General features: G+C 33.9%; 15 protein-coding genes and 1 pseudogene. 11 read left to right on the top strand and 5 right to left on the bottom strand.

The window, feature by feature from the left end; all coding sequences use genetic code 11:
• The first annotated feature begins 577 nt into the window (after nucleotides 1-577).
• Complete coding sequence (locus ACP69Y_RS16180; protein ID WP_425919462.1) at nucleotides 578-805, top strand: hypothetical protein; 228 nt, start codon at nucleotides 578-580, stop codon at nucleotides 803-805.
• A gap of 531 nt (nucleotides 806-1,336) precedes the next feature.
• Here the strand turns inward: ACP69Y_RS16180 and nadS are convergent.
• Together nadS and ACP69Y_RS16190 are read right to left on the bottom strand one after the other, a co-directional pair.
• Nucleotides 1,337-1,609 carry a NadS family protein gene (gene nadS / locus ACP69Y_RS16185; protein ID WP_425919463.1) on the bottom strand — a complete coding sequence of 91 codons (273 nt, stop codon included), beginning with the start codon at nucleotides 1,607-1,609 and terminating at the stop codon, nucleotides 1,337-1,339.
• Entirely contained in the window at nucleotides 1,602-1,922 is a 321-nt protein-coding gene (locus tag ACP69Y_RS16190) for a type II toxin-antitoxin system RelE/ParE family toxin (RefSeq protein ID WP_425919479.1), read from the bottom strand. The genes nadS and ACP69Y_RS16190 overlap by 8 nt, the downstream gene beginning before the upstream one ends.
• A gap of 293 nt (nucleotides 1,923-2,215) precedes the next feature.
• On the opposite strand from ACP69Y_RS16190, the gene ACP69Y_RS16195 reads away from it, so the two are divergent.
• The 3 genes from ACP69Y_RS16195 to ACP69Y_RS16205 all read left to right on the top strand — a co-directional run bounded on the left by ACP69Y_RS16195 (nucleotide 2,216) and on the right by ACP69Y_RS16205 (nucleotide 3,722).
• Nucleotides 2,216-2,470, top strand: a complete 255-nt coding sequence (locus ACP69Y_RS16195) for a hypothetical protein (protein ID WP_425919465.1) — start codon at nucleotides 2,216-2,218, stop codon at nucleotides 2,468-2,470.
• A gap of 66 nt (nucleotides 2,471-2,536) precedes the next feature.
• Nucleotides 2,537-2,830, top strand: coding sequence for a helix-turn-helix domain-containing protein (locus ACP69Y_RS16200; RefSeq protein WP_425919466.1), 294 nt, complete (start codon nucleotides 2,537-2,539; stop codon nucleotides 2,828-2,830).
• A complete protein-coding gene (locus ACP69Y_RS16205; protein ID WP_425919468.1) occupies nucleotides 2,820-3,722 on the top strand; it encodes a reverse transcriptase family protein in 903 nt (300 codons plus the stop codon). Before ACP69Y_RS16200 ends, ACP69Y_RS16205 begins: the two co-directional genes overlap by 11 nt.
• A gap of 65 nt (nucleotides 3,723-3,787) precedes the next feature.
• Here the strand turns inward: ACP69Y_RS16205 and ACP69Y_RS16210 are convergent, their stop codons facing one another.
• Together ACP69Y_RS16210 and ACP69Y_RS16215 are read right to left on the bottom strand one after the other, a co-directional pair.
• Nucleotides 3,788-4,102: a BrnA antitoxin family protein gene (locus ACP69Y_RS16210; protein WP_425919469.1), complete on the bottom strand. Its 315-nt coding sequence runs from the start codon at nucleotides 4,100-4,102 to the stop codon at nucleotides 3,788-3,790.
• Nucleotides 4,065-4,376 (bottom strand): BrnT family toxin, encoded by a 312-nt coding sequence (locus ACP69Y_RS16215; RefSeq protein WP_425919470.1) that lies wholly within the window; start codon nucleotides 4,374-4,376, stop codon nucleotides 4,065-4,067. Before ACP69Y_RS16215 ends, ACP69Y_RS16210 begins: the two co-directional genes overlap by 38 nt.
• 316 nt (nucleotides 4,377-4,692) lie before the next feature.
• On the opposite strand from ACP69Y_RS16215, the gene ACP69Y_RS16220 reads away from it, so the two are divergent.
• On the top strand, nucleotides 4,693-5,709 hold the full coding sequence (locus ACP69Y_RS16220; RefSeq protein WP_425919471.1) for an SEL1-like repeat protein: 1,017 nt from the start codon (nucleotides 4,693-4,695) through the stop codon (nucleotides 5,707-5,709).
• A 299-nt stretch (nucleotides 5,710-6,008) separates the two neighbouring features.
• Here ACP69Y_RS16220 and ACP69Y_RS16225 read toward each other — a convergent pair whose 3' ends face one another.
• On the bottom strand, nucleotides 6,009-6,464 hold the full coding sequence (locus ACP69Y_RS16225) for a GNAT family N-acetyltransferase (protein WP_425919472.1): 456 nt from the start codon (nucleotides 6,462-6,464) through the stop codon (nucleotides 6,009-6,011).
• 342 nt (nucleotides 6,465-6,806) lie between these two features.
• Here ACP69Y_RS16225 and ACP69Y_RS16230 point away from each other — a divergent pair.
• The 6 genes and pseudogenes from ACP69Y_RS16230 to ACP69Y_RS16255 form a co-directional block, all read left to right on the top strand.
• A pseudogene (locus tag ACP69Y_RS16230) lies at nucleotides 6,807-7,034 on the top strand (helix-turn-helix domain-containing protein); the annotation flags it as partial.
• Between the two features lie 1,224 nt (nucleotides 7,035-8,258).
• Entirely contained in the window at nucleotides 8,259-9,017 is a 759-nt protein-coding gene (locus ACP69Y_RS16235; RefSeq protein WP_425919474.1) for a hypothetical protein, read from the top strand.
• Nucleotides 9,010-10,062, top strand: a complete 1,053-nt coding sequence (locus tag ACP69Y_RS16240; RefSeq protein ID WP_425919475.1) for a MobA/MobL family protein — start codon at nucleotides 9,010-9,012, stop codon at nucleotides 10,060-10,062. The genes ACP69Y_RS16235 and ACP69Y_RS16240 overlap by 8 nt, the downstream gene beginning before the upstream one ends.
• 535 nt (nucleotides 10,063-10,597) lie before the next feature.
• A complete protein-coding gene (gene repM, locus ACP69Y_RS16245; protein ID WP_425919476.1) occupies nucleotides 10,598-11,521 on the top strand; it encodes a replication initiation protein RepM in 924 nt (307 codons plus the stop codon).
• A 67-nt stretch (nucleotides 11,522-11,588) separates the two neighbouring features.
• Complete coding sequence (locus tag ACP69Y_RS16250) at nucleotides 11,589-12,152, top strand: plasmid replication DNA-binding protein (RefSeq protein WP_425919477.1); 564 nt, start codon at nucleotides 11,589-11,591, stop codon at nucleotides 12,150-12,152.
• 207 nt (nucleotides 12,153-12,359) lie between these two features.
• Nucleotides 12,360-13,199 (top strand): S1 family peptidase, encoded by an 840-nt coding sequence (locus ACP69Y_RS16255; protein WP_425919478.1) that lies wholly within the window; start codon nucleotides 12,360-12,362, stop codon nucleotides 13,197-13,199.
• Nucleotides 13,200-13,322: the final 123 nt, after the last annotated feature.

The following is a 13,322-nucleotide window of genomic DNA, read 5'->3' on the forward strand; positions in this document are numbered from 1 at the left end:
TGATCAGTCATAAGATGTTTATTCCCAAAGGCACTAATACAATAAAATGTATATACACTATATATACATTATGAAAATTAAGCAAACATTTAATTTATTGTTTTTTATTAAAAATATTTGTTGGTATGAAATTTTTTCTGAAAATTTAAAATAATAGAGTTTGATGGCTACAGCAAAATTTTTAAATATGTAAAAATCTCGGTATTCTTGATTGAATGACAAACCGGACATTTCTATTCAGGGTTTATAACTTTAATGAATGTCCTAATGTAACTTTAGAGCATACCCCAAAGTAACGTTACATCTGTCTATATCAGTAACCTAAAATCAAGGCTTTAAAAGCTGTGGAACATTACTTTAGAAGCAATGCCCCTAACTCTTAGATTTATACGTGACACTAAAAGCCAGTTGTATGCACTAGCTTTTTCAATTCGTATAAGGTGTTTAGTAAATCTAAGCTTGATATAAATTCAATATATTATTTTATAATATTATATGTATTAGATAGATATAAAAAATTATTTCTTCCTAATAAATCTGTATGGTGTTCATTCAGAAGTACACTACCGAGGATAATATGCATAGTTTTTCTGTAAAAGATTTAGATCAATTAATCGAAAATGATTTAAAAGAAAATAAAAAATCAAGTAAATTATTGATTGGATATAAATTATTTCATGATCTTATGAGTGATCCTAAATTTCATGCAGAAGTTACTAATTCAGCCCTCAGTGCGACTAAAAGAAAATATAAGAATCTCAAAATCAAAATTACAACAGATGACTACCAGCTTCACTTTGAATAAATCCATAAAAGAGAGCTTATAGCTCTCTTTTTACTTTTAGAGTAGATTTCTTGAAAACTATTGCTTTCTAAGTAATAAAGACACTCTCACTAAACAAATTAAAATTGGTGCTTCAAGCTATGGAAACAGCAATTATCTTTTTGATCTTTTTTATTATCATAATCCTACTTATCATCTTTTATAATAAAAAAAAGTGAGATGTAGATTATTGTATATCCCCATTTAACATAAGAGATTATACAAAATGTATTTGCAAGCTTCAGTAGCTGTGTACATTCTTAAATTTTAGACAAAAAAAATCCCAGCCGAGGGGTATTGGCTGGGAATCAAAATTGACTCTAAATTCAGTCGGCCAGACAGGAAATAAATTAAAAAATTTATTTCCTGTCTGGCCGACTGAAGGTTATAAAAAAACCAAGAATTTGTAAAATAGATAAATTCTTTATCATCATAGTTTTTTTAAATGAATAATAATGGACAATAAAAAACCCCGACAGGATGTTGGGGTTTTTTATTATCTGTGTTTTCGCTTTAAATCACACTTGGATGTGCATCCAGAATACGGATTAAAGTCGCTGCTGGCCCAGTTGGGTATCGGCGGCCTTGTTCCCAGTTCTGTAGCGTTCTTGCGCTGATATGCAGCCGTGCTGCAAATTCAACTTGGCTCAACCCAGTCTTTTCACGTACTTCTTTAATATCAGGCAATTCAAGCTCTGTTTTTCGGCTTGCTTGGATCTCTTTACGTTTGATTGCGCCTGCTTCTTTGATTGAAGAAACCAGGTCATCAAATAAGTTGTTATCCATGAAATTGCTCCTTCACTAATTGGCGCAGAATTGCAGTTTCCTTATCCGTTAGAGTGTCTTTCACCGATTTAGGATAAGCGATGAGGAAAAAGATCTGGTCATCCTCTGTGACCCAGTAATAGATCACACGGATACCACCACTTTTTCCCTTATTACCTTGAGCACAACGTACTTTACGAATGCCACCACCATTTTTAATCACATCACCTTTATCAGGCTGTATCAATAGATCTTGTTGTAGCTGACGATATTCTTCATCAGTGACAAGTTCTTTAATTTGCTTGGTAAAAATACTGGTTTCAATAAACAACATAAGTTCAATATACGTCATTGGCGTATAAATATTATAACACTTAAAAATTAGAATATTTAACCTGTGTATAAAATTCGCTGTGAGCGAAAAAATATTTGCTATTAGCAAAAAAAAATGCATAATAAAAAAGTTACTTCTTGTTGGATATTCACCCATTTTTTTTATTTGAGTACTTTATTACTCGGAGGATAAAACCTCAAATTTCGGGGGGGTATGGTCCTTGATGACATGTCGATATCAATTGGATACACATGTGATAGAACTATAACAAACCGATAGTAGTGCCAAACGCAATGGAGCGTTTGGCACTTTTTCAAGAGTCAAGTGTTGGACACCAGAGTGTTTTTCTTCCTAGCGTAAATGGGGCCAATTCTGGTCGTGAGGAAGATACCATGAAACATTTAAGTAACGTTCAACAGCCATCTAAAGATGAGATTAAGGCAAATAAAGCTAAGCCCCCAAAGGGGTGGAAGTGCATTAAAATTATTCTCATTGTGTTGCGATTCATTTTAAAACACATTCTTCAAGATGATGATTTAGATTCCTAAATTATCTTTTGGAGAACACATCTTTAGATGGTTCTCTTTTAAAAAATTTCTTAGAGGTCATTTCTAATGCTTAATGATGCACTACTTACCATGAGGAAGTATCATCGCATATCTCAAACAGAATTATCACAAACTCTTGGTATTTCAAATTCTTACTTATCTGAAATAGAAAGTGGAAAAAAGAAACCAACTTTAGAGCTTTTAGATAAATATTCTGAATACTTTGATATCCCTGTGTCGTCCTTAATGCTCTTTTCTGAAAATATGGACAAGAAAGATACTTTATCAGGAAAATTTCGTTACTTTGCTGGTAGTAAAGTAATTAAACTAATGAATTGGTTAACAGAAAATGGAAAGTAGCTTACAAGTCGATTATCCGAAATATGTCTATGATCTAGAGTTAATGAACTCCCCGTTATTTCATATTACGAGTAAGAAAAGGCTGGCTATTTTATTAGGTTCAACTGTAAAAGAATTAAATGACATTACTCGTTATAAAAGCCAGATGTATCAGTACTTTACTGATACAAAAAAAGATAATAATGGCAACGTCATTAAAATTCGCCCAATTCAAAATCCCCATGATCGGTTAAAGCAGATTCATTCAAGAATAGGGAAGCTTTTAGGAAACCTAAAAGCTCCTGAATATCTTCATTCTAAGCGCTCTAAATCTGCTATTTCTAATGCAAAAGCTCATTTGGATATTAATGGGAATACTCTAAATATAGATATTACTGATTTTTATCCTTCTACATCTAAAGCTAAAGTTCAATCATTTTTCGGATACACAATGATGTACCCTAGAGATGTTGCTGATCATATTGCTGAAGTTAGTACTGTAAATGGACATCTTCCTACAGGCAGTCCACTAAGTTCAGCATTAGCTTTTTGGGCTAATAAGCCTATGTTTGATGAGATTTCTAAAATTGCTAAAAGTCGTTCAATTACAATGAGCTTATACGTTGATGATATTTCATTTACAGGAAGGGCTGTTAATCAAAAATTCTTAGAAAGAATTATTCAAGTTATAAGTAAGTATCAACACAAAATAAAAAAAGAGAAAATTAAAATATTTTCTGCCAATAGCATCAAATTTGTGACAGGGGTGGTAATCGCAAATAATCAATTACATCCAGCTAACAAGCATTGTAAAGATATAAGAATTCTTAAAAGAATAGAAAATGATTTAAAAGCAACACAACGCTTGATTGGTAAAAATAACTATCTTAAACAAATTTCTAATCAAGTCTAAAAACATTTATTTAACATAAAATCTCTTATGCGAAGTCAAAAATGGGAGCGTATAGCTCCCATTTTTTATGGATGATTTTTTAATTCATTCAGCATAGCATCACGCAGAATCTTGTTCATTCGTGTCTGATACCCTTTACCTTGAGCCTTTAGCCATTGCATGACATCTGCATCAATACGAACCGTAGTCACTTGTTTAGTTGGCTTGTAAAAAGGATTCTGTACTGCATTTTTCCAGAAACTTTCATCAAGTTGAGGAATGTCCGAAAAATCTATTTCACTGTCTGGACGCTTAGCCAAAGCTTCAAGTCTTGCCTTTTGTTCTTCAGACAAAACAGGAGGATTATTCAAATCCATTTTGTAAGTAACGGTTTTGCTCATACTGTTTCCTCTCTTTTTTCTCTGCCTGTCGTGCCGAAATAATGCGGATATGATCAATCCCATTATGGTCTTGTACTGTATGGGCCACCAATAAAACAGCTTGCCCATGTACCATACCTATCGCTTGCCAACGATATTCACCATTTTCAAAGCGATCCTGTTTATATACGGCATGAGCATCATAAAAAACTAATGTTGCATCTTCAAAAGCCACACCGTGTTTTTTAAGGTTTTTATCTGCTTTATGCTCATCCCATGAAAACTCAATTTCCATAGTTGCATCGCTTTTTGTTAATATGAAAATGTTAATACAAATTTGTAAAAAAATCAAAAAAAGCTTATTTTTTATTGGCAAAAGATATCAGTTTTGATTTAAAAAAAGCCGACTTGTTTCCAAGCCGGTTTTTTGCTGTTTTTTGAGTTTTCTATTTTAATATAATTAATTGATATTAAAAGATTATTACAATCGCATTTCGTATAAGCACCATTATGTTAAATGGGTAGAGATTTAATTAATTTAGTAATGTTATTTAATAAAGATTCAAAGCTACACTACAATTTTATCACTTTAATAAAATAGATATTTGATAATGAAATTCACTAAAAAAATATTATTACCACTCACTTTATCTCTATTTATGAATCCTACATTTGCTAATACAGATAATTTTCAACAGCTTCAAAAAATAGCTCAGCAAGGGCATGCGGGTGCACAATATGCTCTTGGATCAATGTATGACAGTGGTGAGGGCATAACTAAAAATTATGCTAAAGCTTTTGAATGGTATAGCAAGGCAGCAATTCAAGGGCATGCAGGTGCGCAACATGATCTTGGGATGATGTATGCTTATGGTGAGGGTATAGCTAAAAATGATGTCAAAGCTTTTGAATGGTATAGCAAAGCAGCCAATCAAGGATATGCACTTTCACAACATAACCTTGGGGTAAGGTATGAAAAAGGTCAGGGCGTAACTAAAAGTGATGTCAAAGCTTTTGAATGGTATAACAAGGCAGCGACTCAGGGGTATGTACCTTCACAAAATAACCTTGCATCGATGTATGAAACAGGTCAGGGCGTAACTAAAAGTGATGTCAAAGCTTTTGAATGGTATAGCAAGGCAGCGGCTCAAGGAGAGGCATTTGCGCAATATAATCTTGGTAGGATGTATGACAATGGTCAGGGCGTAACCAAAAGTTATGCCAAAGCTTTTGAGTGGTATAGCAAGGCAGCACTTCAAGGGCTTGCATCTGCACAACATAACCTTGGTTTAATGTATGTCTATGGGCAGGGTGTAAGTCAAAATTATACCAAAGCCTTTGAATGGTTTAGTAAGGCAGCAGCTCAAGAACATGCAGGTGCGCAATATGATCTTGGATCAATGTATGCAAATGGTCACGGAATAGCACAAAGTACAGCACTATCAAATAAATGGTATTTAAAGGCGGCTAATAATGGTAATGCAATGGCACAATTCAATATTGGGAAGAAATATTTAAATGGTGATAATGGATTACTAAAGAATCGAGGACAAGCACTGAATTGGCTAAAAAAAGCATCAAATAATGGACATACTGAAGCTAAGTTAATGCTTGCTAGACTTCAGTGATTATTAAGTATTTTTGAAATTAACATAATACACCTTATACGAAATTCAGAAAAAGCCAGTGCAACTGGCTTTTTAGTGTCACGTATAAATCTAAGACTTGTTTTAAACAAACCTAAATCGATGTTCCACGGTTTCTAAGCCATTGATTTTAGGTTCATGATTTCGGCTACTATGACGTTACTTTGGGGTGTACTCCAAGTTTACATAATAGTTCTTATACGAAAGGCCCAATTGATGGGCCTCTTGATCATCTGCTTAATATAAAATTAAGTGTTTAGAACTCAATTTTTTAATTCATATTAAAATTTGGCTTGCTTACGCACTACTAAGTTACTTTTTAAGTCTGCTACAGCTACATCCAGATAATTCCCCTGTTTTTTAAAACCAAACTTTTCTCCAAAAGCAGTGGAGTTCTCATTAGGAGCGTGAATACAAATTTCTGGATAATTATATTTCTCTGCAATATCTGCCAGTCTTGATAATAATAATGTCCCATAACCCTTTCTAGTTTTTTTAAAACTTATTACAGAAATTTGTATCTCTTTGATTCCTTTTTTATAAAGATCACCAAACTTAATGTATAAATTATCACCATGCTCATCAAAAAAAATACTCAAAGTATTAACACCTTCCGGATTCATAAATCGACAATCAATTGGGTATCTTAATTTTTTTAGATCATGCCCTAGATCTAAAAAAATGAATTCTTGAATGGATTTCAGCAGAGCTTTTTGTTCTTCATAGTCAATAAACATAAAATATCCTGTTGTCTTATAAATTTAAAAGCCTCTATAGCTGCTTCTTTAATTTTTTATATAATAAATTGCTTATCTAATATATTAAATTTAAATCTTTATTTATCATAAATAATATCGTCCTTGTGAAAAACTCTGTGTAAAAGCTATATTTCAAAGCATCAAGCTAAGATAGGTTTAGTACCTAATCACTTAGATAAAATGAATGAAGCAAATTTTAAAATACTTAAATATTAGTGTTAAATGTTCGCTATATAGCGAATATAGTATGGTTAATACCCAATATTCGCTATATAGCGAACATTTAACCTGATGAAATCGGAAAGTTATGGCTTCTAGAAAAGAAATCGGAGAAAAAATTTAGGCTATACGCAAAAAACGGTATCTGAAAGATCTGGAGTACATAAAACAACAATTTCTGAGATTGAAAATGGTCATTTTAAAGGCTCTTTTGATTTATTTGAAAAAGTACTAAATTGTGTAGGCTTACAGTTTGATGTCGTGCCTAAAGAGTATAGATTGCCGAGGTGGGACGAGATCGAATTTTTATTTAAAGAAGATGATGAATAAAGTGAATACCTAATTTTTCTGAGCTGTTTAACGCTCTGTTTTTTTTTGAGAATAGAAAAATGAGAGGGGGGTGGATTTCTACAGATAATAGTAAATTTTCTAAATATCTATACTTATTTTTTATAAAAAAAATTTAAAACAGTACAATTTCAAAAAATCGTTTAAAAGAAGTATTCAGCACTCATATACCAAAAATTAAATATATAAATATCAGCATATTAGTCAATAACTGAGTTTTTAAATAAAGATGGATTTTGTATTAAAAACGGTACATTTGCAAAAAAACATTCATTTTACCTAGGGAATTCGTGGCCTCGACTACCTATTTTTAGGTTAAATAATAAGGGGGGTGGATTTCTACATATTTAAAATAAGTTTCTACTAAAATCCTTGCTGGATAAGGCCTTCATGCTGATATAGATAGTTTTATGTCGTCAAATAAATATAAATTTTGATCATTATTTACACATATCATTCATTTTCCCTAGGATTTCGAGATTACAAGTTTCCTAGTTTTTAGATATTAAGGGAGATTTATACAGGAACCAGCACAATTCCAAAAAATCGTTCAGCAACACGATCAAGAAAAGTGTAATAACGAAACTAGAAATACAGCAACAGACATCTTTTTTTTGCAGCAACAAAACTGAAAGTGCAGTAACAAACACGTTTTTGTAGAAACGAAACTAGAAATGCAGCAACAGGCATCTTTTTTTGCAGCAACAAAACTGAAAATACAGCAACGGACATCCTTTTTTGCAGCAACAAAACTGAAAGTGCAGTAACAAACACGTTTTTGTAGAAACGAAACTAGAAATGCAGCAACAGGCATCTTTTTTTGCAGAAACAAAACTGAAAATGCAGCAACAAAACTGAAAATACAGCAACAGACATCTTTTTGCAGAAACAAAACTGAAAATGCAGCAACGGACATCCTTTTTGCCGGAAACAAGCGCAATCTAACCCAAAAGCACAGGATGGTTTTGATTTTAAAATTTAAGCATATTGCTTAAATATCATCAGCTTAGGTTCAATACCTAAGCTGATGATTCAGGGGTCGAGGGGAAGGATTCCATCGCGGACTGTAGTTTCTCGAAGAGAAACTGTTAAGTGCGAATTAATAAAAAATAAAATTTATTTTATTTTTTATTAATTAAATCCATTCGCCCAATAAGTTATGCTACAAAGCATAATGAAATTGAAGCGAATGGATTTCTTGTTAAAATGCAAAACTCTGAGTCAAAACGTGGACGACCTGCACTTTTACTCAATAAAGCTGAGTTAATGGCCTATGTCGACCATGTAAAAAAATACAATCTTCGGGATCAAGTCACTCAAAATGCAGTTCGTGAAATTCAAGCATCTCAATTTGAAATGCAGAACTTATCACCCACTGCATTGGTCATCGTAAAACAAGCGATTAAACCATTTCGACAACTTCAAAAAGTTGAGCTGCTTTATCAAGAACTTTCAAAAAGTACTTCACATGATTTCTTTGAAAAAAAGTTTGTCGAGGTATATCAACAGTACCAAAGGACTCCTGAAGATCAGACACTGAACATTCTCAAAACGATGGCGACTCAATATGTACGCTTCAAAGACAACAAAGCAGATGAAAATAGCTTAAAACTGTATCTCAACCAGCTCGAGAAGAAAGAAAATAAAGCAAAACGCAATGCAGATAACAAGAAAAAATTTGAACTCGGCGGGGCATTATTGGCATTGTTAAAAACAAAAAATATTGATGTCACCAAACTGACGGCCGAGCAAATAATTCGTGCTCTTTTTAGTCAAGATATGCACTTTAATTTAGCCAATTGCAATACGATTATTTTTCAAGAGATGCTCAATGTTGACCTCAGTGACACTCAAGCCAAGACCTTGTTTCCTTTGGTATTAGATCGACTTATAGATTATAAGGATGAAGATGGTTTACCAATTTATTTAAAAGAAATCATCCAGACAATGGCTCAAAATGGCTAGCTATCACCTACAGCTCAAAGACAAACCCAAAGGCTATGCACTCGAACATTATTTCTATATTGCTCGACTAGAAAAATATCAGCATGTACGTGTTAAAAGCGAAGAAGTTTTAGAACATATCGAGCCGGGTCTTTGTATGCCAACCTGGGCGAAAGATCCTGCTGATTTTTGGAAAGCAGCAGATACCCATGAGCGGGCCAATGCCAAAGTGTATATGGAATATGAATTAGCCCTTCCCAATGAACTCACAGCAAAACAGCGTAAAATGCTGGTAGAGGCATTTTTAAACGAACATGTGGTTACCCATCAATATCCACACTCTTACGCCATACACAACGTTAAATCGCGAATTGGAGGCATTGATCAACCGCATTGTCATCTCATGTTGTCTTTGAAAGCCAATGATGGGCTTGACCGCACGCCAGAAACCTACTTCAAACGCTTTAATCCGAAAAACCCGGAGAAAGGCGGGGCGAAAAAAAGACAACTGGATGAAGGCTTTGACAACTACCGCTCATTCTTACTGTATATCCGTAAGGAATGGGAAAACCATATGAATGATGCCTTACGCCAATATGCCCCGACCTTGACTTACCAAATCGATGGACAAGAGATCAGCATTCCCAATCGAGTATCGTCTTCAAGTTATAAACAATATAATTTAGATCACGGCACTTTTTATATTGCTGAACCCAAGCTCGGGGTCGGCAATCAAAACAATTCACCTGAATATTTAGAACAGATCAAACAGATCCGCGAACATAACCAGCAAGAATTTGAACGCGAACAACTGCAGAAATACAAAGAACTCAATTTTAGCGTTGAACCGTTTTATAGCGTCAATGACCAAGCGTATAGCAGCCTGGAAGTAAAAGCGTTATTAAATAAGTTAAGTCCAGAAACGCATACTGCCGAGATTAGAGTGATTCAACAGCAACAAGCTTTAGTCGATCCCTCCTTTAATCATAGAGATCAACACCCCAACCCTGAAAATCAATCGACACCTCACATTAAAAAAGACACCGGCTTTAACTTTTCGATGTAATAACCAAGATAAGCAAAGCGAGTGTCTACGAGCGACATCAGCAAAATTCGCGCCTAGACTCCCTGAAAAACAGCTTTTTAGGTTGTGAAACCTAAATAAGCGTAAATCACATGCAGAAATAAGACTCCAGACTGAGCGAAGCGAGTAAAAAGCGCTATGAGCGAAGCGAATTCCGAGTCGCTTTTGATCTTGCTTTTGCTTTTTTTCAAAGTCACGAAAATATTAACTAAAAATTGCCCCGACGAATCGAGCGAAAGCGAGATTCAATAGAGTTTGAGCGTAGCGAAAACCAAGGGCAATTTTTCATTCCCCAGGCTTTTAATTATTTTTAAAGTTTTTAAATGCTTTTAGACACGCTGAAAGCCTTTATTTATAAAACTCTTACAGACTATAAAACGAGGTTTACCTTGCATTAAAACGAGGTTTACCTTGCATTAAAACGAGGTTTACCTTGCATTAAAACGAGGTTTACCTTGCATTAAGCGAGTTTAAGATATAACCTCGTCTTATTGAATTAAAAATATAACCTTTTCATATGAAAACAGAACTAATAGTAAAAGATAATGCATTAATTAATGCCAGTTATAACCTTGATCTAGTTGAGCAACGGTTAATTCTTCTAGCTATCGTTGAAGCAAGGGAGTCGGGTAAAGGAATAAATGCTAATGATCCATTAACAGTTCATGCTGAAAGCTACATCAATCAATTTGGTGTACATCGAAATACGGCTTATCAGGCATTAAAAGATGCTTGTGATGATCTATTTGCAAGACAATTCAGTTATCAAAGCCTTAGTGAAAAAGGCAACATTATTAATCACAAGTCAAGATGGGTGAGTGAAGTCGCTTATATTGATAATGAAGCGGTTGTTAGACTTATTTTTGCTCCCGCTATCGTGCCTTTAATTACAAGACTAGAAGAACAATTTACAAAGTATGAAATACAACAAATAAGCAATTTAACAAGTGCTTATGCCGTTCGATTATATGAGATATTGATTACATGGCGTAGTACAGGAAAAACGCCTCTCATAACTTTATCTGATTTCAGACAAAAAATAGGTGTACTCGATACTGAATACAAACGGATGTATGACTTTAAAAAATATGTCTTAGACATTGCATTAAAGCAAGTAAATGAACATACCGACATTACTGTTAAAGTGGAACAGCATAAAACTGGTAGATCAATTACAGATTTTTCATTTAGCTTTAAACAAAAAAAATCAGTAACGAAGTCAGCTAAAAATATTGATGTAAGCGAAGATATAACGATCACTTTAACAGATGCACAACGCTATTCGTTTGCGAGTAAATTATCAGGGCTTCCTGAAATGGGAAAACTTTCACAAGGCACCGAAAGCTATGAACAATTTGCTGTACGGATTGCAGATATGCTAAAAGAGCCAGAGAAATTAAAAGAACTTACCCCATTACTTCGCAAAATTGGCTTTCAATAAATGATGTCAATTGACATTGTAAAGTTGACAGTCAAGTATTAACACAAATTGAAAACTGGTTTACATAATGAAAAAATTGTCAGTTTCAGAATTAGCCAAACTATATGGATATTCTAGACAAGCTATTTATGCTCATATAAATAAAGGAAATTTATCTAAAGGGGCAGATGGGTTAATTGATTTTTCAGAAGCATTGCGAGTTTTTGGAGAACCTCAAGCAAAAGCCAGTACTGTCAATCAAAGTCAATCAATTAACAGTCAAAACTTGACTGAAGTTGACATACTTAAACGTCAAGTTGACCTGCTTGAAAAGCAATTGAATCAATCACTACTTAGAGAAAATCAATCCATAGAAAGAGAGTCTTTCTATCAAGAACAGATTGAAGCTATGCAGCGTCTATTAGAGGCTCCAAAAGCCAATATGACTACGTTTACCGATCAGAAATTTAACGAAGATATAGCAACGGATCCTCGGCCTGAGCCTGAGCCTGAGCCTGAGCCTGAGCAGAACTATGACGGATTGACTACTCCGGATCAAAAAGAAAATAAGCGCATTCCAGTGCCGGAGCACGTTGAACCAGAGCCATTGAAAAGGGGCTTTTGGAGTCGGTTTTTTAGACCCTATGATTAACCAAGATTGTTTAACTGATATGAACAAATTCGTGAAACAATGATTAAATATTCAGCGTGGAACGTAAAAAATCATAAAAAAAACCCATCCGGGCTAGAATGGGTTGTTAAGTTTAGACTATACCACTGAAATTAAAGAATAAAATATAAGCATTTCGTATAAGGTGTATTATGTTAATTTTAGTTGAACTACGAAATAGGAAGGTTTATGCAACAAGCTGCCGGTGAGCCATTAAAAAATATTATTCACAGTACTGTAAGAATCGAATGCCAAACAAATGAAGGAATAAGTACAGGGACAGGTTTCTTCTTTCAATTTTTATATAATGAAAAAGAAGGGACACACATACCATGTATTGTCACTAATAAACACGTCATCAAAGGAGCAATAACTGGAAAATTTTACCTCTCTCCTCAAAAAACTCCAGGTGTAAGAGACCTTGATAATCACTATACTTATGAATTAAATGATTTTGAAAATCAATTTATTATGCATCCAGATCCAAATATTGATTTGGCTATTTTCCCTATCGGCAACATGGTAAGCCAATTAGAAAAAGCTAATAAAAGTTTCTATTATGTTTTCTTAAATAAGAATAATATTCCTTCTCCAAATTTCTTGGAAAAAATTCCACCTATGAACGATATTATTATGATTGGCTACCCTAATGGAATTTGGGATAAACGTCATAATTTACCTATCATACGTAAAGGCATAACTGCTACACATCCTAAGCTACCTTATTGTGGAAAACCTGAGTTTATGATTGATGCTGCTTGTTTTCCAGGGTCAAGCGGTTCCCCTGTATTATTAAGTTATGTAGGGAGTTACATTGATCCTGAATCTAATATGCTTACTGCTGGAACTAAAATTCTACTAATTGGGGTTTTATATGCAGGTCCACAACATACGGCTACAGGTGAAATCCACATTGTAAATGTACCTACAGCAAATAAACCTATTTCTGTATCTACTATTCCAAATAACCTTGGATTGGTTATTCAAATTGATCGAGTACTCGATTTTGAAAGAATTCTTGCAGCCTAAAGAATGAAATAAAATGCAGTCCTTATGCTCCATTTAACATAATGGCGCTTATACGAAATGCGCTTTATAAAACCTTTGTTTTTCATATATTTAAATTTTTTTGACCCATTTAGAAAACAGCAA

Origin of the sequence: Acinetobacter sp. TSRC1-2 (genome assembly GCF_049895885.1) — a bacterium.
In the GTDB taxonomy this organism is placed as follows: Bacteria; Pseudomonadota; Gammaproteobacteria; order Pseudomonadales; family Moraxellaceae; genus Acinetobacter.

Excerpts from the sequence above, each read along its gene's own strand:
- ACP69Y_RS16250 (WP_425919477.1), top strand. The coding sequence starts at position 11,589 with ATGAAAAAATTGTCAGTTTCAGAATTAGCCAAACTATATGGATATTCT.
- ACP69Y_RS16220 (WP_425919471.1), top strand. The coding sequence starts at position 4,693 with ATGAAATTCACTAAAAAAATATTATTACCACTCACTTTATCTCTATTT.
- ACP69Y_RS16255 (WP_425919478.1), top strand. The coding sequence starts at position 12,360 with ATGCAACAAGCTGCCGGTGAGCCATTAAAAAATATTATTCACAGTACT.
- ACP69Y_RS16225 (WP_425919472.1), bottom strand. The coding sequence starts at position 6,464 with ATGTTTATTGACTATGAAGAACAAAAAGCTCTGCTGAAATCCATTCAA.
- ACP69Y_RS16215 (WP_425919470.1), bottom strand. The coding sequence starts at position 4,376 with ATGGAAATTGAGTTTTCATGGGATGAGCATAAAGCAGATAAAAACCTT.
- repM (WP_425919476.1), top strand. The coding sequence starts at position 10,598 with ATGAAAACAGAACTAATAGTAAAAGATAATGCATTAATTAATGCCAGT.
- nadS (WP_425919463.1), bottom strand. The coding sequence starts at position 1,609 with ATGGATAACAACTTATTTGATGACCTGGTTTCTTCAATCAAAGAAGCA.
- ACP69Y_RS16205 (WP_425919468.1), top strand. The coding sequence starts at position 2,820 with ATGGAAAGTAGCTTACAAGTCGATTATCCGAAATATGTCTATGATCTA.
- ACP69Y_RS16195 (WP_425919465.1), top strand. The coding sequence starts at position 2,216 with ATGGAGCGTTTGGCACTTTTTCAAGAGTCAAGTGTTGGACACCAGAGT.
- ACP69Y_RS16235 (WP_425919474.1), top strand. The coding sequence starts at position 8,259 with ATGCAAAACTCTGAGTCAAAACGTGGACGACCTGCACTTTTACTCAAT.
- ACP69Y_RS16180 (WP_425919462.1), top strand. The coding sequence starts at position 578 with ATGCATAGTTTTTCTGTAAAAGATTTAGATCAATTAATCGAAAATGAT.
- ACP69Y_RS16210 (WP_425919469.1), bottom strand. The coding sequence starts at position 4,102 with ATGAGCAAAACCGTTACTTACAAAATGGATTTGAATAATCCTCCTGTT.
- ACP69Y_RS16240 (WP_425919475.1), top strand. The coding sequence starts at position 9,010 with ATGGCTAGCTATCACCTACAGCTCAAAGACAAACCCAAAGGCTATGCA.
- ACP69Y_RS16190 (WP_425919479.1), bottom strand. The coding sequence starts at position 1,922 with ATGTTGTTTATTGAAACCAGTATTTTTACCAAGCAAATTAAAGAACTT.
- ACP69Y_RS16200 (WP_425919466.1), top strand. The coding sequence starts at position 2,537 with ATGCTTAATGATGCACTACTTACCATGAGGAAGTATCATCGCATATCT.